This window comes from Glaciecola sp. HTCC2999, from assembly GCF_000155775.1.
GTDB lineage: Bacteria > Pseudomonadota > Gammaproteobacteria > Enterobacterales > Alteromonadaceae > Opacimonas.
Window position 1 is genome coordinate 63,245 of sequence record NZ_DS989811.1, and the last position, 25,307, is coordinate 88,551.

A 25,307-nucleotide genomic window follows, 5' to 3' on the forward strand; every position below is an offset into this window, starting at 1 on the left:
ATATGAGCAGCGATTGTATTTGAACTAAATGATGCTCAAGGCCCTGCTATGGATATCAATGGTTATTACTTTGCAGACGCCGAGCTTGCTTCAAAAGCGATGCGTCCAAGTGCAACACTTAACGGCATCTTAGCGCAATTAAGCTAATGATTAATTAAGTGAGTTTGATATCGAAAAGCACCCTACGGGGTGCTTTTTTTATGTGTAATGCCTGATGCTTAACTTATATATTTGGTTTAAGTGAATGTATAGAAGATTTGACAAAACGGTTAAATAAATGTAAATTGAAATGTAAGCGCTTACATTTCTTAATAAATTACTCTTTTCATTAATTGAATTTATAAGATTAAGTCAAAAAATCCATTTAAGATAAGAGTTAAAACGTAATGAAAAATTCTATTTCACGCCTATCGGGTCTAGCATTAACCGCATTGATATTAAGTGCTTGTGGCGGAGGTGGTGGTAATGATGCACCTTCAGTACCACCGGTGAGCACCCCAACAGATAATACCGCACCAGTGATTACCATTGAGGGTGGACAAACAACTATAGAAATCACCCAAGGAGATAGCTTTACTCAGCCAACAGCCACTGCCAATGATGCAGTAGATGGTAATGTTACGGTGTCAGTATCTGGCAGTGTAGGCAGCGCAGTAGGTAGTTATACTTTAACGTACAGTGCTTCTGATAATTCAAATAATACGGCTACGGCGACAGTGACTGTCAATGTCATTGCTGCTCCAGATACTACTCCGCCAGTGTTAACGATAGCCGGCTCTCAACGTACTTTTGAAATCACTCAAGGTGATTCGTTTACACCTCCTAGTGCGACAGCGACCGATAATGTCGATGGCACTATCTTAGCGATTACCAGCGGTACCGTTGGTAGTGATGTAGGTAGTTATACGTTAACTTACACCGCGACAGATAACGCAGGAAATGCTACGACCGATTCCATTACCGTGAATGTAGTCGCGCCTGTTGTCACACCACCCACCAATACAGAAAATGACTTAAGCGTGTTTAAAAACGGCTCTGTAACAAGTACTTGGGATGGAGGCATTAATGCCTTTGACGAAGCTATCAACTATGGTGAATGTAATAACGATGGTGGTGCAGCATGTCCAAGCATGAATTGGTCAGTCGTGAGTGATACCGATCGTGGTGATGTATTACAAGTTGAGCATACTAGTGCCCAATTGGCTGGTCTGTTTTTCAAAAGTAATACCCCGCAGAATTTAGCGGCCTATGCCAACGGCGGTATTGCCTTTGATATTAAATTGGTATCGGGTACTGGCAACATCATTATGAAGCTTGATTGTGTCTACCCTTGTACATCGGGGGATCAAAGCTTAAGCCAAGTGGCGACGAACGAGTGGACCACAATGACAGTCGCGATGAGTCAGTTGCAGACAGCCGGTTTAGATATTACTAAGGTCAATACGGGCTTAGTTATTTGGGCGGCAAATCGAACTAATACTACGTTTTTAATCGACAACGTTCGTTTCGTTGATACGGTTGATGACTCGGTGACTACGCCTGTTCCGCCAACGAATAATGTTCAATATACATTGACAAAACTCGGTAAAGGTAGCTATTCAGATACGATTAACCCTGCTAGTTATCGCTGCGTGTTTGATTATGGTAATTGGATCTACAGTGCTGGTGTCGTTCAACCTGGCGTGAGTGATTGTATTACTGCTACGAAAACACCTGTGGGTGACCCAACACCGTTATCGCCACAAGTGGTAGATGAAGCAGCTGCGCAGCCTTTGGCAACCCATCGCTGGTGGGGTTCTGTTGCATTTTTAGGTGAGATGCAACTTGGCGATCCGAATAGCGCAGCATATATCACGCCGGATCCAATTACTGCACGTGTCAATAACCGTGGTGTACGTATTATGGGTATTCCATCAGGCCTTAATACCACTTCAGACGGATTTATGTATGCTATTCCTGACCCATTCAGTGAGGTCTTTGATGGTATGGCAGTTGGTAGTTCAATTAACACTGACTTACAAGCGTTTGCTAAAGATCATTCTGATGGTTCAATCACTGTCCAATGGCAAAGCAATAACGAACCTGTACTAGAAGCAACGTTTGTGCATGGTTCACCTTATATTTATTTCAAAGCCTTAGAGGGTGATTTAGTTCTCAAAACCTTACGTGAAAACAGTGGTGAGAAAGGGGTATTTTATAACGCTGAGAACTCGTTAGGTGTGTGGACAAGTGTGGCGGGTAATCATAACAACTTCTTGATCACGGGTGAGGGTAACACTACCTTTACTAATGTCGATGGGAATACGATTACGGCCAGCAATACCGCCGGTGAGTTCACTGTCGCATTATTACCGCAAACTGCCGGTGAACCAAATACTGCGATGACCACCTATTTTGCTCAATACGCACGTAATGTAGTGGATAGTGTGCGGGTTGATTACAGTATCGATCGCAGTGATAACTCTGTCAGTGTAACGCATGCGTATTTGAATCGTGATGGTAATGAAATTGAGACATTAGCAGGCATGTTCCCGCTGCATTGGAAAAACTCTACGACAACGACTTCTAACTATAAAGTACGTAGTGCTCGAGGGATGATTAAGTTTGCTCCAACGACGAGCTTTAGTTATGAATTACCGTATATCGGTGTATTACCGACGATGCCGACCTTGCCTGATAGCATGGATACAGCAAAGTTGACACAGCTAGTTAATGAGTTTGTTAATACCCCAGAGAGCACCTGGAATACACGTAATGGTGAAACACAACGAGATGCGTATTGGTCAGGTAAAAACTACGCTAAGGTGGCTGAACTGTTAGCAATCGCAGATACTGCAGGGTTAACGGTACAAAAAGCGCAGTTACTCACTTATCTTAAAGCAGAACTGGAAGACTGGTTTACAGCAGAGACCGATGGCGCGTTAGATAGCGATAAATACTTCATGTATGACGAGCAGTGGAATACGGTGCTCGCCATGGAAGAATCGTTTGCGTCACATCAACAGCTCAACGATCATCACTTTCATTATGGATATTTTGTCCGCGCGGCTGCAGAGGTCTGTCGACATGATGCGCAGTGGTGTAGTGATGATGAATATGGGGCGATGGTCAAACTATTGATCCGTGACTATGCAGCAGATAGAGATGATCCACAGTTTCCGTATTTACGTCATTTTGACCCAGCTAATGGCTTCTCATGGGCTTCTGGTACGGCCAACTTTGCTCGAGGGAATAACAATGAATCTACTTCAGAGGCAGCCAACGCCTATGGAGCGATGGTGTTATTTGGCTTACATACTGGAGATCAGGATTTAGTAGATCGCGGGATTTATCTGCATGCATTAACGGGCGCAACGTATTGGGAATATTGGAATAACATTGATGGCTATAATAATGTCAGCAGTGATGCAGATAATTTCTTACCAGGTTATAACCAGATCACTACTTCGATTATTTGGGGTGATGGCGCGGTATTTTCTACTTGGTTCAGTGCTGCTTATGCCCATATTTTAGGTATTCAAGGTTTACCGACGAATCCATTAATTTTACATGTTGGCTTGCATAAGCAATACATGGCTGACTATGTACAAGTCGGTTTAACCGAATCAAGTAATAATATGCCTTCAGGATTGATACCGGATCAATGGCGTGATATCTGGTGGAATCTAATGGCAATCAATGATGCGCAGGCTGCTATTGATGATTACAACACCGTCACTAGCTACGTGCCAGAGCAAGGTGAAAGTAAAGCTCACACCTATCATTGGATCAACACGTTTAATGCCCTGGGCACAATGGAAACAGGTTTAGGGACGTTGACAGCAGATTATCCTGCGGCAATGGCATTTATCAAAGATGGCGTAATGAATTATGTAGTATATAACTTTGGTACGAGCCCACTTACCGTGACGTTTAGTGATGGGGTGACTGTCACTGCCGCGCCAAATACCTTTGGTATGGAGAGTCGCTAACCTAGCATTTTGAACCAAAACCGTTCACTTCTGCGTATATAAATTAAATAATTTAAATACAATGGAGTGAGCGTGTATGCTTTTTATCCCTACTAAACGTAACTTACTAGCCAGTGCTTTTACAGCACTGTTTGCTATCTCTGCTAGTCCAGCACTGGCACACAATCACAGCGCTAAATCTGCTGATAAGGCCCCCTTCACGATTGACCACCTAGCCCATATGGCAAACGCCGGCAATATCACGGTGTCCCCGGATGGCAGTGTTACTGCGTACACCGTATCTAAACCACGCAATCTTAAGGCAGGCGATGATAACGGTAGTCCAGATACGCATTTATTTGTTATCCGCACAGTGAACGGTATCCAAGGTGAGCCGGTACAATTCATTGGCACCCAAGGAAGCGTATCAGCGTTAACATTCAGCGGCGATGGGCAGCATATCTTCTTTAAATCAAAGCGTGATGGCGATGAAAATACGTCGCTTTATTCGATTGCGTTAGCTGGTGGTGAAGCGACTAAGCGATTTGAATATGACACCAGTATCGGTGATTATGCCGTGTCTGATGATGGTAATACCTTGTATTTTGTCGCGCGTCCCAAAGACGAGACACCGGATCTAAGTAAAAAAGGGTTTGCCGCCTATGCATATGAAGAAGACGTCCGGTTGGCGTCATTATGGCAAGTTGCGTTAAATGAAAAAGATGCTCAGGCGACCGTCCTATTAGATGGTGGGCATGTATCAAATTTTGAGTTATCCAATGATGGCAAACATATTACCGCTGCGGTCGCACCAACAAACCTCGTCGATGATTCATTAATGCGCCGTGATTTAGTGATATTGGAAACGGCGACGGGTAAGGTCAAACAACACATCGATATTCCTGGTAAATTAGGTGCTTTTGAATTTTCTGATGATGACAAGCACTTGGCCTTTTTGGCCGGTACCGACGTTCATGATACGGCGACGGGTGTGTTATTTATCGCGAAAACCAACAGCAACGAGTTTACGCGCTTAACCCCAGATACATTGCAACACATTCAAGATATTGATTGGTACAACGGCGATATTTTGGCTGTGGCTCATCGCGGTGTAGAAACTGAGCTAGTCGTGTATGACACCAAAGGCAATGAAAAAACCATCTTGCCTACACCTGATGATATTGCGGTGCGTGCTGCTGATATTGGTGGGACAGGTTCAAGTAAAGTCATTCGTTTCATCGCTGATAGCCCTAAACATCCTCGTGAAGTATTTGCTGTGACTGCCAATGGCACAGAGAAATTATCTCATCATAATGTGTGGTTAGATGGTGTGAAACTCGCTGAACAAACTACCTTTAGCTATGAGGCGCGAGATGGTCGTAATATTGAAGGCTTATTAATTACGCCACATGGCGATGTGCCTAAAGGCGGATGGCCGTTAATTTTAACGGTACACGGCGGGCCAGAAGCGCACTTTAGTGATGGTTGGATCACGCGTTATTCAAACCCTGGTCAGTTTGGTGCCACCCAAGGGTATGCGGTATATTACCCGAACTATCGAGGCTCTACCGGCCGTGGTGTTGCCTTTGCTAAAGAGCATCAAAACGATTATGCCGGTAAAGAGTTCAATGACTTAGTAGACGGTGTGGATGCGCTGGTGAAAGCGGGGATAGTGAATCGTGATCGCGTCGGCATTACCGGTGGTTCGTATGGTGGGTATGCATCTATGTGGGGAGCAACGGCACAAAGCGAGCATTTTGCTGCATCGGTTGCCTTTGTCGGTATTTCAAACCAAGTCTCTAAATTTGGTACTTCGGATATCCCGAATGAGATGCACTTAGTGCACTCATTGAAGTGGCCTTGGGAAGATAACTGGATGAACTTGATGAAGCGCTCGCCACTATATCATGTGGGTAAATCCACGACACCGACGCTTATTTTACACGGTGAAAAAGATACCCGTGTCCATCCAAGCCAATCAATGGAGCTGTTTCGTTCGATGAAAGTGCGCACGCAAACCCCAGTAAGGTTAGTCTTTTATCCGAATGAAGGGCATGGTAACCGTAAAGCCGCGTCACAATATGACTATGCACTGCGTCTTATGCGATGGATGAACACATATTTAGCGGCTGATGCGTCTCGTACTGATGCAATGCCTGAGTTTGATTTGGATATTGAGTCGTTATTAAATGGCGATGATGAAGAAAAATCTGACGATTAAATAGTTTGTTGTTAGAGTAAATAGCGCGGCCTGATATGATTGGGTCGCGCTTTTTTATTTATATCAATTACTTCGAGATACTTATCATGATGGATGCGGCATCGGCACTAGCAATAATTGAACGCCTAGCGGGACCTGCGACATTTGAGCGTGGTCAGGCCCTGTTCAACGATCAAGCTATCCTGAGTTATGCCAAAAACCGTAACACCATTACTAGTAAGGTACAAAGCGCCTCATCGCTAGGTGGAAAACATTATAATGTTGAGCTTACCGTGAATCCCAAAAGCTATGATGGAGGTTGTGATTGCCCTGCATCTGAGGGGTTTGATTTTTGTAAGCATTGTGTAGCAGTAGCGCTACATCATGCAGATAAACTGAAACAGCTTGAAAACGCTCAAGGTGGTTCAGCGGTAGATGTCATTGCTGCATATATTGAGAATATCGGTGAAATTGAAGCGAAACAGGCTTTGCTCAAGTTAATTGCTACCGATGAAGAGCAGCTCACCAAGTGGCAGTTATTGGCACAAATCACCTCGGAATTTGGCGTAATCAACGAAGATGGGCACCATTCGGTGGTCAATATCCCCGTTCCGGTGAGTCGCTCAGGTAAAAAAGCGTCAGTGATGACGCCGCTTAAAGCTATGATCACTAAGGCGCTACCTAGCCGCGATGTTTGGCAATACAATAAAGTTCGCGCCTATTTCCAGCAAGCTCAACAAAAACTCTCTACATTGTTTGAGTTATTGCCACATTTGCCATCTGAACAAGCCCATGCGTTGTCTTATCAAATTATCAAACGTTACGACGGGATCATTGAACGAGTTGATGATAGTGGCGGGTTTCGGTTTGTGTTGGAGCGGGAGATAGAAGATGCGTTTGCCCGTAGTGTACAACGTTTGGAATGGCCTGCTCAGACTAAGGCGCAATACTTGTTACAGCTTTACACGCCTGAGCTAGATGTGCATGAGTTTAAGAATATACCAGAGCGGTTTTTAGTATCAGCATCCAGTGAATATGACGATGCGGTGCGAGAGGCGTTCTACCAAGGCTTAGCAGAAAGTGTCACGCGGAATGACCTATCTGATGATGTGATACAAGAACAACTCCAACATTTATGTGCTTACTATGAGTCTCAGGGAGAATACCAACAGGCTATTTCCGTATCTGTATCACTGGCAAAACATCCACAAGACTTCCTTGCGCTGATAAAATGGGCATTAGCGTTAGGTGACGCGCAACGCGCAACAGAGTTTTTGAAGCAGGCAAAACAGGTCGACACAATGTCTCGATGGACCGCGGAATGTTTGCAACTAGAAGTACAAATCGCCCAGCTTAATGCCACTCCCGACACGGCAATAGAATTACAGTGGCATGCTTACATGCACTCGTTGGTGTTGGATGACTATATTCAAATGAATGTGTTGATTGAGCAAACAGTGAAAAAATCACAATTAACTGCTACGAAAGCTAAGTGGTTAGAGATAACTCTAGTGCAGTTAGAGGCGAAAATGGCCGAGAAAAAACTCACCGGTGATGCGCTTGTCGAACTGTGTCTATATAGTGGCGAGCTAGAAAAAGCGATGCAGCATGCCAACACTTTCCCGATTGATCGCGAACTGCTTCACCAAGTCGCTAAAGTCAGTGTCAAACAAGCGCCTGAACGGTGCTTTGAATTCTATGAACGCTTAATCAAAATTTGGGTCAAAAGTGCCAAAGCAGCCGATTATAAACGGGTGATTAATTTAATGATGGAATGCAAAGATATATTGCATTTCTTACCAAAGCGTATCAAAGCCGAAGCCAAGTTCGAATTTTTGATCAATGAAATCGCTTATGATTATGCCCGTAAACGTCAACTGCAAAGCATGATCAAAAAGCATTTTGTAGTGTGAACATCCAGTGATTTTTCACTACATCATCGTTATTCTTGTGTTTGCTAAACAAATGAACAAAATGACGATTAATTAATGGTAAGTCGAGGTTATTCGGGGATCTTATCTAATGTATCACGTGAATAATCGGCCACATCAACACTGATGTTGTATTGGGTGAGTAAGGCATCGAGTTTAGCTTGTTCTACTGCCAGCTCATCCATAATGATCGTATTATCATCTAGCTCCCATAATAAACGCGACCCGGCATAGTTAAATTGCAGAGCCAGCAGAGCATCATAGTTACCGAGTTCGGCGGCAGCTTTGACCTTCTTCATTGAACGTGTCACGCGATTTAAGGCTTGTTTTAAATCCCAAACATACACCACTTCAGTCATAAAAGCATGGTGTCTTATTTTGACTAAACCAATTCCGATCATGATACTGGTGATGATGACACCGGTTAAATTCCAATGGAAATGACTGCCACTCGGATCAGGGTAAAGCTGAATTAATGTTTGTGAGATCCCTAGGCAGCCTGAAATCAGCAGAACAATACATATCATAATCACGATATTTAAATGTTTACGATAGCGAGCTTTATCGATTTGGATGAGCTGCATGTAATTTAGTGTCCTATTCAGAGCAATTATGTCCGTTAATATTGTAACAAAATTGGAGCAAGATACAGACTTTTCCCTAAACGAAAGATATGATGATTTTACAATAACAACAAACCAGGTTACCCCATGTCTCAACCTTACACCGCATTCACTTTTCCTAACGGACAAACAGTCAAAAACCGTATCGTTAAAGCGGCAATGGAAGAAAATCTCTCTGATCCACAGTTGCAACCTAGTGACACCTTGATCCAGTTGTATCGCACATGGAGTGCCGGTGGTACGGGATTATTATTAACCGGTAATGTCATGGTTGATGCCCGAGCGATGACTGGACCTGGCGGGGTAGCATTAGAAAAAGATACGCCACTTGAGCGATTTATTATCTGGGCCAAAGCGGCACAAGCTAATGACACCAAAGTGTGGATGCAAATTAATCACCCTGGTCGTCAAGTCTATGCCAATATGAATGGTGTGGTGTATGCGCCTTCTGCCATAAAGGTGGATTTAGGTAAATTATCCAAATTGTTTGGCGAGCCTGAGGCTATGACTGAGACGCAAATTGAAGACGTGATTACACGTTTTGGTGATACGGCAGTCAACGCACAGCATTCGGGCTTCAATGGAGTACAAATTCATGCTGCTCACGGATATTTGCTAGCCCAGTTTTTATCACCATTGGTAAACCAACGCACCGACCAATGGGGGGGCGATTTGGTTAATCGTGCCCGTTTGTTAATGCGGATTGTCGATGAGATCAAAGCACGAACGGCCCCTAATTTTGCGGTAAGTGTGAAACTGAATTCTGCTGATTTTCAACGCGGTGGCTTTGATGAAATCGATGCATTGGGTGTGGTACAGATGTTGGAACAAAAAGGCATTGATCTGGTGGAGTTGTCGGGTGGCAGTTACGAAGCACCAGCAATGCAAGGGATGACTAAAGATGGACGCACTCTAGCGCGGGAGGCCTACTTTTTGGCGTTTGCTAAAACGATCGCCCAACAAACTTCCCTACCTATCATGACAACAGGCGGGATTACGCAACTTAAGACAGCTCAGCAAGTATTAGCGGATGGGGTGCAATTAGTCGGTTTAGCGACCGCTTTGGCTATGCGTCCCGATTTACCGAATCATTGGCAAAATGCCCCCGCCTATCAAGCACCGAAACCTCAAGTATCATGGCGCAATAAGAGCTTACAAGCTTTAGCCGTCATGGCGATGATTAAGCGTAACTTACAGCGTATTGGCCGAGGTAAAGCGCCTAAAGTGTTCATGTCACCAGTGTTAAGCTTAATAAAGGATCAGTTACGCAAGGCAAAACTAACGAAGCGATATAATAAGAGACAAAGATAATGTCATTGAAAACCTTATCTGTTCAAAGCACCTAAATTACCTTTGAAGTGTACGTTATTTTCGAAATAATTATTTGTAAATAATTGATTACAAAAGATGATTATTATCAGATTTTTACCTAAATAAATGAAAATATTTATAAATAATAAATACTGCTTAACCCTATTATTTATATGGGTTTTGCATATTTAAATGTAAATAGATTGTAACATTTGTAAACAAATAGTTGATCTAACATAAAAATGACTCCGTAAATACAATATCATTTCATACATATATCGGAATGATAACAGTAATATCAGTAGATGTTTTTTGTCTACATGTTCTCCGTAGTTTCGTGTAAATAATAATAACGAAATTCGGATTCACTAAGATTATCTGGAGTTAATATGAAAGATGTAATGTTGAATCCAACCGACTACGTAGGTATGTCGTTCTGGATTATTTCTGCCGCGATGCTTGCTGCCACATTCTTTTTCTTTATGGAAAGAGACCGTGCTGTAGGTAAGTGGAAAACCTCATTATCAGTAGCTGCATTAGTTACCGGTATCGCTGCACTTCATTATTTTTACATGCGTGAAGTGTGGATTATGACAGGTGAAAGCCCAACCACATTTAGATATGTGGATTGGCTATTGACTGTTCCACTACAAATCATCGAGTTTTACCTGATCCTCACTGCTATTGCGGTAGTGCGTGCAGCATTATTCTGGAAGTTGTTAGTAGCTTCATTAGTGATGTTAATATTTGGTTATTTCGGTGAAATTGGCACAATGAATGTGTGGTTAGCATTCGTTATTAGTATGGCTGGTTGGTTATATATCATCTATGAAGTATTTGTGGGTGAAGCCAGTAAGATCAGTGCTGCGAATGGCACGGCCGCCAGTAAGAAAGCCTTTAATGCGTTACGTTTAATTGTGACTATTGGTTGGTCAATTTATCCGATTGGTTACGTATTAGGGTATACCGCTGAAGGTACCGATGATGCACTTAACTTAGTCTACAACTTAGCAGACTTTGTCAATAAGATTGCATTTGGTGTTGTCATCTGGGCAGCCGCCACATCTGGTTCTGAAGAGAAAGCCTAATGAACGATGGCAAAAGGAGTATTGTCTCCTTTTGCCATACATACTGAGGTGAAAACTATGCATGTTTGCTCAATAATAAAAAACCACATTGGCGATGCGTTAGCATTAGTCCAGCATAACATGAGCACAATAGATGAAAGCCACGATGACCGACTTTTATCTCAAATGATTCAATATCACGGGACTTCTCAGGGTAATGCGACACGTGCATTAATCAGTTTATATGCCAGTGATGCATTACATTTACGCCAACAAGACGCTGTTGCAGCTGCCTCGATTGTAGAAACTTTACATACCGCATCTCTCATTCATGATGATATTCAAGATCGAGAACCACATCGCCGCGGTAAGCCTTCTCTGTGGCATCAATTCGGGGAAGGGCCTGCGTTGTGTGCAGGTGATTTTTATTTATCAAAAGCGTATTCACATTGTGCTGATATTTCACAGCCAACCCAAATTCAACGATTAATACAATTAGTGCATCAGTCTATTACTCAAACGATTAGCGGACAAACGAGTGATATTACCAGTACTGATATTCGAACTACTTCTCAAGATTATGAAACCATTGCGATTAATAAATCGGGTCCACTACTTGGATTAGCCCTTCGCATTCCTTTGTTGTTAGCAGGTTATGACGACGATGAAACACAAGTTTGGATGAAACAATGCATTGAACCATTTGCACTTAGTTACCAAATTGTGGATGACTTATTTGATACACAAATTGATGCTGAGCAAGGTACGTTAAATCTCGTTAATTTATTAATGAGAGATATGTCTTCTCAAGAAGCGAGCGCATACGCGAAATCGCGAGTCGAATTATTATTAAGCCAAGCGCGTGCTAACTTAGCATTAGTGCCTAACTATGCTGGTATATATATTGATTATTGCATTGACCAATTACAACTTAAAGCGCAGCAGGTGAAGATATGAAACAAGCAGTCGTTGTAGGTGCTGGTTTCGGTGGTATAGCCGCTGCGTTGCGCATGCGAGCGAAAGGTTACGATGTCACATTGTTGGATAAACAAGGGCAATTAGGTGGCCGAGCGCGAACTTTTGAGAAAGAGGGTTATCTATTTGATGCCGGTCCAACGGTAGTAACGGCCCCATTTTTATTTGATGAGCTTTTTACGCTATTTGACAAATCCAGAGAAGATTATATTAAGTTTGTGCCTGTCGAACCTTGGTATCGGTTTGAATATCCTGATGGTGACCATTTCAATTATGGTGGTACAGTCGAAGATACATTAGCTGAAATTGAACGCATTGCGCCTGAAGATAAAGACGGATATTTACGTTTGCTGACCGCGTCTAAAGATATTTTTGATGTAGGATTCACAGAATTAGCAGATAAGCCGTTTCATGAATTCTCATCCATGCTGTCCCAAATTCCAAATTTAATGCGTTTAAAAAGTTACAAATCGGTTTGGCAACTTATTTGCGACCATTTAAAAAACGACAAAATTAGACAAGCATTCTCGATCCAACCCTTACTGGTAGGTGGCAACCCTTTTGACACCACATGTATATATAATTTGATTCATTTCCTTGAACGTGAATGGGGGATCCATTTTGCATTAGGTGGTACTGGTGCGATTGTTCAAGGTCTTGAAGTATTAATGCGAGAACAAGGCATTCGTATTGAGTTAAATCAAGATGTCACTGAATTTGTTTACCAGAATAAGCAAGTGACGGCGGTTAAATGCGCTAATGGAAGTGAATTTTCGTGTGATATGTTGGTATCTAATATGGATCCTTCGTATTTATACAAAAAAGTTATTCCTAAAAACAAACAAGCGTTGTCGGCAAAAATTAAAACTGCAACAGCTAAGCATTCGATGGGTTTATTTGTTTTATATTTTGGCACCGACAATACCTATCCTGATGTTGCGCATCATACCATTTGGCTAGGTAAACGATATCGTGAGTTGTTAGATGATATCTTTGATAAAAAAGTATTAGCAGATGATTTTTCATTATACGTCCACCGTCCCACTGCGACTGATGCTAGTTTTGCTCCCAAAGGATGTGATTCTTTTTATGTCCTAGCACCTGTACCGAATTTGCAAGGGGGACAAGACTGGGATGAAATTGGAGAGCAATACGCTCAACGTATTTTAGATGCTTTAGACAAAACGATGCTACCGGGCGTTAAAGAACATGTGACAGTACAATTCCACAAAGCGCCGAATGATTTTGAAACGGATTATCATTCGATGCATGGCTCAGGTTTCTCTATTGCGCCTTCATTAACTCAATCCGCTTGGTTTCGTTATCATAATAAAGCAGAAGGATTGAATAATGTTATTTTAACGGGTGCAGGCACTCATCCTGGGGCAGGTATGCCGGGCGTATTATGTTCTGCAAAGGTGATCGAGCATTTAGTTGAGCCCATCACAGAAAAGGTACCTTCAACGACACCTGAATTAAGCTTATCTCATGGCATCCGCTGAATTAGGTTATGACGAATTCGTCGATGCGATTGGCGAATTTGCTGATGCTCAAACGACGCTCGTTCAGCATGGGAAGACGTTCCGTTTTGCTCAGAGAATGTTAGCGCGACAAACGGCGACTGACGCAGCAAAATTGTATCAGTTTTGTCGTATTTGTGATGATTTAGTCGATGAAGCACCTGATACTGATACTGCAATAGCACGTCTTACACAGTTAAAATCCTCACTTTCTCAGTCAAACTGTGGATTACCATCAATTCAAAGTTTTCAACAATTAAAAGCCGACTATGGAATTTGTGATATCGCAATTACGGGGCTATTGGATGGGATGGCATCTGACTTAACCGAAACGACTAAAGCGGATGAGAATGAGTTATTGCAATATTGCTTCCGTGTTGCGGGTACTGTTGGGTTAATGATGTGTCCTATTTTACAGGCACCCAGAACAGCAGAGGCGTTTGCGATAGATTTAGGCGTAGCGATGCAGTTGACCAATATTTCACGAGATATTTTAGAAGATGCTCATAAAGGTCGAATATATTTGCCTCAAACCTGGTTAGGTGGCTTATCACCAAAACATATAATTTATCCATCGCCAACCCAGAAGTTAGTTATCCAACAGGCTCAACAGCGTTGCTTAACTTTAGCTGAAAAATACTATTGTTCTGCAGAGATTGGCTTAAAAGCGATACCTAGCCGAAATCGCTATGCAATGTTTTGCGCTTTACATTTATATCGTGAAATTGGTGTCGAAATTGCCCGTCAAAACTATGCTTTTGATGATGGCCGAGTGGTCATTTCTAATCGCCATAAATTGGGTGTCTTATTAAAACGAGCCTTCTATAATCCATTAAATAGCTATGGTGATGTTCATCAGGCTGAACTTCATAATAGTTTTAGACATTTATATCAAAGTGATGCTTAAGTGTGACTGTGACCTCAAAAGCTATCGATTTTAGTGAATTTGATTTAGTTATCATTGGAGGTGGTTGTGCAGGGTTATCCTTAACATTGGCACTACTTCAATATAATTATGCGGGCAAAGTGCTTGTAATTGAGCGCCGCGAACAATATGAACATGACCGCACTTGGTCTGGCTGGTTTAGTCAAAGTGATTTAGCGTTATTAACAAACCTATCAATGCAGACATTTCCTGGATGGTCCATATCAGACGCACGTCATTGTTATTGTCATACCTCAACTTCACATCCCTATTATTCAATCAGCAGTGAACATTTTTATTCATACGCAATACAGAAAATCCATGCATCTTCAAATGTTCAATTACTAACAGGCGCTGCACTGAGTGTTAATGATTTATCCGCTATCACCCACAGTCATATCATTGATACAGTCGGGTTAGGAATTGAAATTACTCGGCCACGTTATGGTTTGTGGCAGAGTTTTGTCGGAGTGATGGTGTCATCATCATCGGTATTGTTTGATGTGAATACACAATCACATGCCACACTAATGTCAGACATGTCTCAAGATGAGAATGGGTTTTATTTTACTTATATTATTCCACAAAACCCTCATCAAGCTCTTGTTGAGGTGACTTATTTTACCAGCAAATCATTAACACGAGATTATTTAACTGAGCGATCAACCCATGCTGCTCAACGTCTTGTCCAAACTAAAATCACTCCTTCTCTAAATGATATAACAATTACAGCTATTGAGTATGGGCATTTGCCTATGTGGGATGTAGTAAGTCACCAAACACCAAGATCACAAACCCATCACCACATTACTTTAGCGGGAAATATTAGTGGTGCTTTACGCAGTTCATCTGGATATGGTTTTGCAACTATTCAAAGGTGGGCAAATCAAACAGGAAAAGCGTTATCACACACGGATAAATTGTCTACAAAACCGTTACTACATACTCGACATTATTCTCGTTGGGTTCAATGGATGGATAATATTTTGTTGGTGGTATTAGTGCGTTATCCTAAGTTGAGTTCGACAATATTTTTGCGAATGGCTAATCGATTAACGGGGAGTGAGTTTGCTCAATTCATGTCTCATCGAGCGCCATTACGCATATGGTTAAAAGTCATCATGGCAATGCCTAAGTGGGCATTTATTAAGGCTGTGTGGTGGTCATGGTTAGATTAGCTTTTCGCCAATGGCAAAGTGTCCTGTTGGTCATTGTTGCATCAACATGTTTGTTATTGTCTTTTTTTCACATCAATCTTGGCGTTGATAACCCAGCTGTAATGTTTATCATGATCTGTTCAATCATGGTACTTGGAGTCCCCCATGGCGCACTTGATTACTCTTTAGCGGTTAATGGACTTGGTTTAGTTTCGATATCTCGAAAGATCCAATTTTTACTGTTTTATTTGGCGATAGTGTTATTGAGTATAGGATTATGGTTACTTTCCCCCATTAGCGGTTTCTTGTTGTTTATGTTTATGTCGGTATGGCATTTCTCTGAAGACTGGTCTTTTGACGTGGGTGATAGGCGACATTGTGCTATAGCAGTATGGCTTATAACGATGCCGGCTTTATTTAAACCTAATGAATTTAATGACATCTTATCCGTACTTTGGCTGACTACGGGACAAATTGAAATAGTGACTATTGCGAGTCAATTCGGTGCAATAGCAGCATCGGCATTCGTGTTATTTGGATATAAACGCGAAAACATAGTTTTGTACTTAGAGTTAATTGCTTTACTAATTATATTAACTCAAGGTGGGATTTTGCAGTACTTTACTGCGTATTTTTGTATCATACATAGTCCATTATATGTCAGACGTTTTGTGATAAAAGTACCGATGAAACGAATTGAAATGCTATTTCAATTGATGGCAATTATGATAGCAACAGTGATGCTATTGAGTGCCTTATGGTGGCTCAGTGATGTTTATCAGATTGATGTTGGGATTTATGCATGGTTATTTATAGGGTTATTTGCACTGACCGTACCGCATATGCTGTTAGTCGAAAAGTGTTTTATTAAAACCTAATTTAAGGCTTGAGCAAATGGCGCTGATATATAAACATAAATATTATGTCTGTCTCTTAAAATTATTTACAGGCTAAAAATAAATGTGACGACCACGCCATCATTCTCTGGCGTGTTGTCGATTCTCATTTGTCCACCATGATACAACGCCAGCATGTTAGCGATATATAAGCCCAAGCCTAAATGCACTTGTTGATCGTCATTGTTGCGCACTGACACCATGGATTCTTTGAGCTGAGATTGCATACCTTCGGGTAACAGTGGACCTGTATTGGTAATGCTTAGAGATAATGTGTTTGTCTGCTGGGTTAAGGCTAATCTAATATCACTATCAGCATGAGCAAAATCTACAGCGTTACTAAGCACTTTATCGAGCATTTGAGCAAAAAGTTCTGGTGCGCCTTGGAGTGTAGTGTCAGAATCAATTTGGTTATCCAATACAAAATGCCGCTGACTTGTCATACGCATGTTCTCAAGGACATTGTCACACAAGCTCACCACATTCACCGGTTCAGGTTCGCTACTTTTGAGCGTATGCTCTAAGCGTGTGGCTTCACTCATATTATTTAAGATCAAGCTTAGGCGTTTAATGCCATCTTGAGCACGGTGAATAAACACATTATCGTGATGATTGGTTGTGTTACTTATTGCTAAATTTTCCAACGATGAATTGACGATAGCGACAGGTGTTCTGAGCTCATGTGATAGGCGCGATGCCATATTTTCTAAGTAGTGATTATATTGGGCTAATCGGTCAAGGACTTGGGCGAAACTACGACCCAGATCGCCAATTTCATCACCTGCGGTTTGCTTGGGAATACTGCCGATAATCTTGCCTTGGGCATCAATGGCTTGTTCTGTGTCATTGCGTAAACGCCTGACACGTGAGGAGATCCGTGACGCAAAGATAAACAGTGCTAAAGTACCTAACACTAAAACACTTAAGAAAAAATGAAACTGTTCTTCTAATGCTCTATTTCTCAAGGTACGGATGCCGTTTGTTGTTTGCTCAACTACCACCGCTCCCATGACTTCCCCAGCGACAAAAATAGGATGTGCCGCAGATAGGATGACGGCTTGTTTGTCGCTACTGACCCGCCATAAGGTTTCGGGTTTCCCGGTGAGCGCTTTGTCAATATCACTACCCACGAGTTGATAGGCATCTGCTAAATCATCTACAAATGAGCTTGGCGGTTTACTCAATATCGTATAGTACAAAGGAAGTAACCAATTTGATTCGATATGAGTTACAATGCGACTCAGTATGTGAGATGACTCTTCCTTAGTTGAGGAAGCTACTGTAGAGAATCGGCTGTTAGCATTGTCATATTTATCTGTAACATCTAGTCCTTGAGCACTTTGAATATCTCCCGAACGGGCTAATACACGTTTGTGTTTATCCACTACCCACACCCTAGCATTGGCGTATTGGAGCCCTTGGAGAATTTGTTCAATTTCAGGTGAAGGGATGAGTACAGTGCCTAACGCATCTGATTGCATTGGATTAGCGGTTCCAATAGTGAGCTCATGTTGGCGGGTAATGCGATCATCCACATCAGTAATTGCAAAAGCAATGTTACTCGCTAGCATGTTAAGCGGGATCCTCATCTCGATATGATAGCCATTAGATGATTGTAGCCATTGGCCTTGAATACGTGTTTCTAGTTTAAGCGGCACAAACGTTTCTTCACTGTTATCCAGTAAATAGGCATTGACCCAACCTGACTGATAAGGCGCAACTACATATCGTTGAAATTGGCCGGTGGCATTGATCATGGCGATTTGTAAAAAATCATTACGATCGATCCTCAACGCATTTTCATTACGAAAGATCACTTCGTCGTCAAGTACATCAAACACCACATACAAATAGCGACCATACTGTCCCACCATGTGGGTAAATCTCAGTGATGTCGGATCGTAATCTTGCCCAGGTTGCTGTTCAATGATGTGAGCCTGTCCATAATGCATAAATTGCGCCTGATAATCTCCCCAGTCGGTCAGTTGCCCATCCAATTGGATAGGATATTTAATGGGGTGAGCATAGAGATCTGTGCCTGGTTTAACAGTGTTGACCAGAGCTGATTGTTCGGTAAATATCACCGGACGTTCATGTAAAGCCGTGGCGACGGCACGGGCTGTGCCCACCATGGTTTGTTCTTGGCCAATCCGCAGATAAGTCTCCAACTCACCGACATATTGATAGCCTAAATAGGGTATACAAAAGAGAAACGCCGAGAAGAAGAGGAGTTTTGCGCGTAAGCCTAACCGGAATATCATGATTGAGCGCCTTGTTTCCAGCGATAACCCATCCCGTAAACAGTTTCGATATAGTCAAACGAAGGATCAATGGCGCTGAATTTTTTACGAATCCGTTTGATATGCGAGGTGATCGTCGTGTCATCCACCACCATTTGCGATTCATCCATGAGCTGTTGGCGAGTTTTTACGTGGCCTTGATGTTTGACAATAGCATGGAGCATCCAAAATTCAGTAACCGTTAAATCAATAGATTGGGCCTGCCAACTCAATGTCATTCTCAAGGTATCAATGACGAGCTCACCGACGGTTAATGTGTCATGCGAAGTGTTGGTTTCAGAGGTTTCTTGTAAGGCAGCAGTACGACGAAATAATGCAGCGATACGCGCGAGTAGATGCATTAAACTGATATCTTTGGTTAAGTAATCATCTGCGCCAAGTCGTAACCCACTGATGGTATCGACATCATTGTCGCGCGCCGTAAAAAAGATAATGGGTAATGTAGTGGAAAGTGAGCGCAGCGGCTGACACAAGGTAAAGCCCCCGTCCATTTCATCCCCCAGTCCAATATCAATAATCGCCAAATCAGGTAGCGCTAGATTAAACGCATCGTGGGCGGCTTGGCGTGACGCATAAGCATCAACTTGATAGCCATGCTGGGTGAGCGCAGCGATATAGTTTTCGCGTAATGCTAAGTCATCTTCTACTAAGGCGATCCGTTTCATGGTATCTCGTTCGTTTACTGCTTGTATTCACTATACCCAAAAATTGCGCGATGAAAAGTGATTGTGAATGATGTAGGGATATTTCCATTTTTTCGCCACAATTGATCGCAAGATTGCCATGTTCTGAGCCAAAAAAAGCCCGATCTGCGTGTTTTACTATGTGTGTCATTTACGACAAACCATAGATTACTTTTGAAAAGGAAACACATATGAAACGATTTACACATTCAGCATTGGCACTTTGTGTCTCGACATTATTTTCATTCACCTCAATATCAGCTAGTGCCCAGGTTGCAGATGCTGTGACGACATATAAAAATGAACCGGCTACCACTCATACCAACATTGGCTTTGGCACAGGGCTAGTCGCTGGAGCTGCATTAGGTGGCCCTGTTGGTGCTATCATTGGTGCAACGTTGGGCGTGTTGATGGTTGAAGAGCATAACGATGATCAACACATTGCTACATTAAAAACCGATTTATTGGCTGCATATGATCATCATCAAACCCAAGCCCAAACCATTGCACAGTTACAACAAATGGTGGATGAACCTGTTATTCAACAGGTGAATTACACCACGCCAAGTGTGTTTGATTTTCCTGAAATGCAGAGCCATATCCAGTTCACCACAGGGATAAGTGAGGTTGCTAGTGCATATCATGGACAGTTAGCGTTATTAGCTCAGGTACTCACTAAACAACCGCAGTTGCAAGTAACTTTGACTGGCTTTGCAGATTTACGTGGTACTGATGATGATAATTTAGCGTTATCTAGTGCGCGTGTTGCAGCGGTGAAGAGTATGTTAGTCAAGGAAGGTGTCTCTGAGGATCAAATCAAAACGATTGCATTAGGTGAAGCCAGAGCACTGCAAACATCAAACTGGGATGAATCTTTAGTCTTTGATCGACGCGTGACAATTGATTTGGCACCCAATGTGACAATGACGGCGTCTAATTAGACTAAGGGGAAAAATTATGCGGGTGACATCATTTAATACGTTAACCATGAAGTTCAAGACGCTCTTGGTATCAGGAGTAACAGCTGCGGCAGTATTAACAGGAGTCGCCTTAGCTAATGTGGGCTGGCTAGATGAGGCAGATATCCCAATAGACAGTGTGACACCCATAGCGTCATCCACATCACTTCAGCGTGCGTCTAACACGTCTGTCACGAGTCAGCCTGTTATTATTAACGTGGATGGTAACTATGGCCTAATCAATCGCCAAGCCCCTATTGTGACGAATATTTTTCAAGTAGAAGAGGGGACGTTATTTATTCCCGTAGCGCCTAAGTCAAGCGAGACAAAATCATTGACTGGAGAATCGCTTGAAAGCCAACCACAGATGTATGTCCCCAGTCCAATCATAAGTACTGACGTTGAGATGAATGTGACTGGTGTGGTAGAGCGGACGCGTATTACTCAGTATTTTGTCAATACAAGTCAAGAGTGGATAGATGCGACTTACGTATTTCCTGTCCCTCTGGGGGCGGCTGTTGATGAGTTATACATGCAAATAGGTACACGGACAATTGAAGGTGTAATACAAGAAAAAGCCCAAGCTAAAAAGACGTTTAATAAAGCGAAAGCCGGTGGTAAAAAAGCCAGTTTGGTGGAACAAAAACGTCCCAACTTGTTTACCAATACTATTGCTAACATTGGGCCTGGCGAGCATATATCGATCACCATTTCCTATCAAAATATCGCGCAATATACTGATGGTGAGTATTTGGTACGATTACCTATGACGTTGTCACAGCGCTATGCGGGAGAGCTTAACAGTGTTGATGGGAGTGGGGAGTCGCTCGATCCTGTCGATCCCGATTATGCTCACAAACAATATGCAATGGATGTTGTGTTAACGTTAAATACACAGTCAGCTGATACGCGCATCACATCGACGACTCATCACATAGAAAGTGAAGCGATTGATAAAGGAATATATCAAGTTCGTTTAGCTGAAGAGGATGTGGCGAATCGTGATTTTGTCGTATCCTGGTCACTAGGAAATACAGATGATGCTGTGGTAGGGCATTACCAAGAATACATTGACGGTACTACTTATGGTCTCATCCATGTGGTGCCACCGGTAATATCTCACGATCCTTCTTCAATGGCTTCAACCGTGACACCATCGATTCAACAAAATACAATATTTGTTCTCGATTCATCGGGTTCAATGCATGGTACAGCCTTAACACAAGCTATCGATGCCATCAGGGAGGGAGTCTCATATTTGACAGAGCATGACACGTTTAACATTGTTGATTTTGATAGTGAAGCTCGTGCTTTGTGGCGTCAAAGCCAATTTGCTGATGAGGTGAGTAAGGCCGAAGCAATGAGGTTTTTGCGTCATGTTGATTCAGATGGGGGGACCAATATGCAAGATGCTTTGGCCCTATCATTGACGCAGTTATTAGATAGTTCAACAGGTTTGACTCAAGTCATATTTGTGACTGATGGCAGTATCAACAATGAGCGTGAATTATTAAAGCAAATCGCTGAACAGCTCGGTGACAAACGCCTATTCACTGTTGGTATTGGAGCGGCGCCGAATAGTCATTTTATGGAATACGCGGCGATGTTAGGTAAGGGCACGTATACGTATATTGATGATTTAACTGAGATTCAACCTAAAATGGCGTATTTGTTCTCGCAATTACGTTCGCCGATGATCACGGATATTCAATTGACTCCAAGTGAGGAGCTATCCTTATATCCACAAGTATTACCGGATATCTATCTGGATCAGCCGGTGGTGCTCAGTTATCGCTATGATGGGGTTGCGGATCAGCCTGAGCCGTTAACCATCAAGGGGCGTTTAGGCTCAGATGAAACAGGGCTTGAGCAAATATGGAGTCAAGCGCTGCCGGTGTCATCGCATCTTACTATGGGCTTAAATAAGCTCTGGGCGCGCGCAAAAATTAAAAACATTGAATCATGGTGGCATACCAATACTGAATATCTTCCTGAAGAGTTACCTGACATCATGCAGGCTAAGATCACAGAAACGGCCCTGTCAGCAAAGATAATCAGCCGTTTCACGTCACTTGTCGCGGTCGATGTTACACCGTCTAAACCGATGGGCAAGCAATCAAAAGCAGTCGATGTATTGAATGCTAAAGCACAGCACTTAGTCGGCCAACTGCCTCAAACTAGCTTAGGTTTGGGCATATATGGTTGGTTGGGATGGATCGGATTAGGCTTTTGGGGCATAGGCTATTCAATTATTAAGTGGATAGTTCGATGAAAATGATTATACATTACAGTGCAGTAGCAATACTGATGCTGCTTCTCACTTCTACGTGGGGACAGGCGGGATATTATGTTGCTAAAGCACACTTGGCACAACATCTCATTGCTCAAGCATGGGAACAGCAGTTAAATCATGGCGAGATTGTCGCTCCGTGGTCTTGGGCGGATACTTATCCAATCGCAAAATTGACATTGGATGATGGTTATCCTTTGTATGTGTTAGCGGGTGCGAATAATCGAAATTTAGCATTTGGTCCAGTGTTACTGACCTCGGATATCACTTCGCCAAATATTGCAATTGCGGCACATAATGATAGTCATTTTGCATCGTTAGAGCATGTCGCGGTAGGTGATACGATACGGTTAGAATTTGAAGATATGCGTAAAGTGTATCAGGTGGAGCATATCCGTATAATTGATCAACACGATGTACATATATTATCTCAATATGCAGGACAGCAAGTGACATTAATTACCTGTTATCCATTTGAGACAGAAATGTCCTCGACGGATTTACGTTATGTAGTACAGGGAAGTCTGGTGAATTATTGATTTGAGACTCTCTGTAGCAATGCATTATCTGCCCATCAGTTCATACATGCACATATTGACGGCACTGGCTAAATTCAACGATTCAATATTGCCTGCACCTTTGATAGTAAATGCGGTGGCAGGCATCTGCGTCAATGCGTCTCGCGGAACGCCGCGAGCTTCATTCCCAAATACATAACAAGGCATCGTCTTAAATGATGTGGCAGCGATAGACTCACCATTCATATCTAGATAGGCAAATTCATCAAAGCGTTCATTGAGTTGAGCTAAACTAATATCTTGCTCGATAGGCACATAGAAAAGTGCTCCCATACTGGCACGCACCACTTTGGCATTAAATGGGTCAACACTGTTAGGGCTGAGTAATAACGTAACATCACCAAACCATGCAAGGGTGCGAATAATCGTCCCGAGGTTACCCGGATCTTGAACCTCATGCAGATATACATAACGTTGGCTATCCGCTGATGTTGTGGTGTTGGTAGTTAATTGATCGGTTGATTCAAGGGGGACACAGGCGATAATCCCTGGGGGAGTCTTGGTATCACTGATATTATTCATTTGCTTCGTTGTCAATTCAATGACATTAAAGCTTATCGGTAAATCATGCGCCCATTGAACATATTCCGGGGAGACATATAAGATACTTTTTAAAAGATGCGGTTGTCGTTCAGAGGCTTTGACTAACTCCAAAATGAGATGCTCACCTTCTAATAAGTAATGCCCGAATTCAGCACGGTATTTTTTCTGGTGGAGCTTTTTAACGTTGTCGAGCTTCATGTCAACTTCCTGAGTGCAATAAGATGGATACGCGTAAATCTGATATGAAATGAACGAGTCGTTTGCAAATCTAGTTGGGCAGTTTACAATATGACTCGTCTTAACGAAACCACAAGCACCGATTATCCATGGCAAAACCTAAACCCAGCAAAAAATGGATGGAAGACCATCTGAATGATCCTTATGTCAAAAAAGCCCAAGTTGATGGGTATCGTTCGCGTGCCAGTTATAAGCTGATTGAGATCAACGAAAAAGATCAGTTAGTGCGTCCAGGCAATATTGTCATGGATTTGGGATCTGCACCAGGTGGTTGGTCGCAAGTACTTGCGCCTATGGTTGGTGATGCAGGGCGTGTCATTGCGTCAGATATTTTACCCATGGATAGCATTGTAGGGGTATCTTTTCTACAAGGTGATTTCACTGATGAGGCCGTTTATAACGCGATTTTAAAAGAGCTTGGCGATGATCGCGTCGATACAGTGGTATCAGATATGGCGCCAAATTTAAGTGGCAATAATACAACCGACCAATACTCCTCAATTTATTTAGTAGAACTGGCGCTAGATATGGCACGCAATGTATTGAAGCCAGGTGGTGGGTTTTGTGCCAAAGTATTCCAAGGCGTTGGGTATGAAGAATATGTTAAAGAGGTGCGTCAATCATTCTCAAAGGTCATTATCCGCAAACCTGCAGCATCGCGTCCACGTTCTCGAGAGGTCTATGTTGTCGGGAAAGGTTTTAAAGGTTAGTACGTTTCTCAGTCTAGGGTGTGGCTATTAGCGTAGTTTAGCTATTCGATTAACAATAATGGGATTTTATTCGCCACGCCGTTCCATTTGTCTGCATCGGCAGGGGCAGGTTTCATCTCATTAATATTGGGCCATTGTTTGGCAAGCTCTGCATTCAGTTCAAGAAATTGGGCTTGATCAGGAGATATCTTTTCATCTTGAACGATCGCATCTGCCGGACATTCAGGAACACATAGCTCACAATCAATACAGATATCGGGGTCTATTACCAGAAAATTGGGGCCTTCAAAAAACGCATCCACAGGACAAACTGCCACACAATCGGTGTATTTACACTTAATACAATTATCAGTAACGACAAACGTCATGGGCTTACACTCTTAGGTGATATGGATGGTGTTGAATTATAAAGTGCTCTTGTTAAAACTCAAGTATCCTTGATGATCCTGCGT

General features: G+C 42.5%; 20 protein-coding genes. 15 read left to right on the forward strand and 5 right to left on the reverse strand.

Annotated elements, in window-relative coordinates; all coding sequences use genetic code 11:
• The first annotated feature begins 12 nt into the window (after positions 1 to 12).
• From G2999_RS12880 to G2999_RS04370, 4 genes are all read left to right on the forward strand, one after another.
• Entirely contained in the window at positions 13 to 147 is a 135-nt protein-coding gene (locus G2999_RS12880) for an NADP-dependent isocitrate dehydrogenase (protein WP_156780212.1), read from the forward strand.
• A 239-nt stretch (positions 148 to 386) separates the two neighbouring features.
• Positions 387 to 3,971 carry a glycosyl hydrolase gene (locus tag G2999_RS04360; protein WP_010179127.1) on the forward strand — a complete coding sequence of 1,195 codons (3,585 nt, stop codon included), beginning with the start codon at positions 387 to 389 and terminating at the stop codon, positions 3,969 to 3,971.
• A 76-nt stretch (positions 3,972 to 4,047) separates the two neighbouring features.
• Positions 4,048 to 6,171, forward strand: a complete 2,124-nt coding sequence (locus G2999_RS04365) for a S9 family peptidase (RefSeq protein WP_010179128.1) — start codon at positions 4,048 to 4,050, stop codon at positions 6,169 to 6,171.
• A gap of 86 nt (positions 6,172 to 6,257) precedes the next feature.
• Positions 6,258 to 8,063: an SWIM zinc finger domain-containing protein gene (locus tag G2999_RS04370; protein WP_010179130.1), complete on the forward strand. Its 1,806-nt coding sequence runs from the start codon at positions 6,258 to 6,260 to the stop codon at positions 8,061 to 8,063.
• Positions 8,064 to 8,152: 89 nt separating this feature from the next.
• On the opposite strand, the gene G2999_RS04375 is transcribed toward G2999_RS04370, so the two are convergent.
• On the reverse strand, positions 8,153 to 8,665 hold the full coding sequence (locus G2999_RS04375) for a DUF3087 domain-containing protein (RefSeq protein WP_010179132.1): 513 nt from the start codon (positions 8,663 to 8,665) through the stop codon (positions 8,153 to 8,155).
• Positions 8,666 to 8,791: 126 nt separating this feature from the next.
• Here G2999_RS04375 and G2999_RS04380 point away from each other — a divergent pair, with 126 nt between their 5' ends.
• From G2999_RS04380 to G2999_RS04410, 7 genes are all read left to right on the forward strand, one after another.
• Positions 8,792 to 10,015, forward strand: a complete 1,224-nt coding sequence (locus G2999_RS04380) for an NADH:flavin oxidoreductase/NADH oxidase family protein (RefSeq protein WP_010179134.1) — start codon at positions 8,792 to 8,794, stop codon at positions 10,013 to 10,015.
• A gap of 389 nt (positions 10,016 to 10,404) precedes the next feature.
• Positions 10,405 to 11,103 (forward strand): bacteriorhodopsin-like, encoded by a 699-nt coding sequence (locus G2999_RS04385; protein ID WP_010179136.1) that lies wholly within the window; start codon positions 10,405 to 10,407, stop codon positions 11,101 to 11,103.
• 57 nt (positions 11,104 to 11,160) lie between these two features.
• On the forward strand, positions 11,161 to 12,039 hold the full coding sequence (locus tag G2999_RS11830) for a polyprenyl synthetase family protein (RefSeq protein ID WP_010179138.1): 879 nt from the start codon (positions 11,161 to 11,163) through the stop codon (positions 12,037 to 12,039).
• Positions 12,036 to 13,559, forward strand: coding sequence for a phytoene desaturase family protein (gene crtI / locus G2999_RS04395; RefSeq protein WP_010179140.1), 1,524 nt, complete (start codon positions 12,036 to 12,038; stop codon positions 13,557 to 13,559). Before G2999_RS11830 ends, crtI begins: the two co-directional genes overlap by 4 nt.
• Positions 13,546 to 14,484, forward strand: coding sequence for a phytoene/squalene synthase family protein (locus G2999_RS11835; RefSeq protein WP_010179143.1), 939 nt, complete (start codon positions 13,546 to 13,548; stop codon positions 14,482 to 14,484). The genes crtI and G2999_RS11835 overlap by 14 nt, the downstream gene beginning before the upstream one ends.
• A gap of 2 nt (positions 14,485 to 14,486) precedes the next feature.
• A complete protein-coding gene (locus G2999_RS04405; protein WP_010179145.1) occupies positions 14,487 to 15,680 on the forward strand; it encodes a lycopene cyclase family protein in 1,194 nt (397 codons plus the stop codon).
• The gene (locus G2999_RS04410) at positions 15,668 to 16,537 is read left to right on the forward strand and encodes a Brp/Blh family beta-carotene 15,15'-dioxygenase (protein WP_010179147.1); all 870 of its coding nucleotides are present in this window, start codon (positions 15,668 to 15,670) and stop codon (positions 16,535 to 16,537) included. Before G2999_RS04405 ends, G2999_RS04410 begins: the two co-directional genes overlap by 13 nt.
• Before the next feature lie 65 nt (positions 16,538 to 16,602).
• On the opposite strand, the gene pdsS is transcribed toward G2999_RS04410, so the two are convergent.
• Together pdsS and pdsR are read right to left on the reverse strand one after the other, a co-directional pair.
• Complete coding sequence (gene pdsS, locus G2999_RS04415; RefSeq protein WP_010179149.1) at positions 16,603 to 18,816, reverse strand: proteobacterial dedicated sortase system histidine kinase; 2,214 nt, start codon at positions 18,814 to 18,816, stop codon at positions 16,603 to 16,605.
• Entirely contained in the window at positions 18,813 to 19,520 is a 708-nt protein-coding gene (gene pdsR, locus G2999_RS04420) for a proteobacterial dedicated sortase system response regulator (RefSeq protein WP_010179152.1), read from the reverse strand. The genes pdsS and pdsR overlap by 4 nt, the downstream gene beginning before the upstream one ends.
• Before the next feature lie 209 nt (positions 19,521 to 19,729).
• Here pdsR and pdsO point away from each other — a divergent pair, with 209 nt between their 5' ends.
• Genes pdsO through G2999_RS11845 form a run of 3 tightly spaced genes read left to right on the forward strand, consistent with a single transcriptional unit; the run spans position 19,730 to position 23,326 of the window.
• Positions 19,730 to 20,479, forward strand: coding sequence for a sortase-associated OmpA-like protein PdsO (gene pdsO, locus G2999_RS12595; protein WP_010179154.1), 750 nt, complete (start codon positions 19,730 to 19,732; stop codon positions 20,477 to 20,479).
• A gap of 16 nt (positions 20,480 to 20,495) precedes the next feature.
• Positions 20,496 to 22,769 (forward strand): marine proteobacterial sortase target protein, encoded by a 2,274-nt coding sequence (locus G2999_RS04430; protein ID WP_010179156.1) that lies wholly within the window; start codon positions 20,496 to 20,498, stop codon positions 22,767 to 22,769.
• On the forward strand, positions 22,766 to 23,326 hold the full coding sequence (locus G2999_RS11845) for a class GN sortase (protein WP_010179158.1): 561 nt from the start codon (positions 22,766 to 22,768) through the stop codon (positions 23,324 to 23,326). Before G2999_RS04430 ends, G2999_RS11845 begins: the two co-directional genes overlap by 4 nt.
• A 24-nt stretch (positions 23,327 to 23,350) precedes the next feature.
• Here G2999_RS11845 and G2999_RS04440 read toward each other — a convergent pair whose 3' ends face one another.
• Positions 23,351 to 24,106, reverse strand: coding sequence for an RNA methyltransferase (locus G2999_RS04440; RefSeq protein ID WP_010179160.1), 756 nt, complete (start codon positions 24,104 to 24,106; stop codon positions 23,351 to 23,353).
• A 128-nt stretch (positions 24,107 to 24,234) separates the two neighbouring features.
• On the opposite strand from G2999_RS04440, the gene rlmE reads away from it, so the two are divergent.
• The gene (rlmE, locus tag G2999_RS04445; protein WP_010179162.1) at positions 24,235 to 24,855 is read left to right on the forward strand and encodes a 23S rRNA (uridine(2552)-2'-O)-methyltransferase RlmE; all 621 of its coding nucleotides are present in this window, start codon (positions 24,235 to 24,237) and stop codon (positions 24,853 to 24,855) included.
• Between the two features lie 41 nt (positions 24,856 to 24,896).
• Here rlmE and fdxA read toward each other — a convergent pair whose 3' ends face one another.
• A complete protein-coding gene (fdxA, locus tag G2999_RS04450; protein WP_010179164.1) occupies positions 24,897 to 25,223 on the reverse strand; it encodes a ferredoxin FdxA in 327 nt (108 codons plus the stop codon).
• Positions 25,224 to 25,307: the final 84 nt, after the last annotated feature.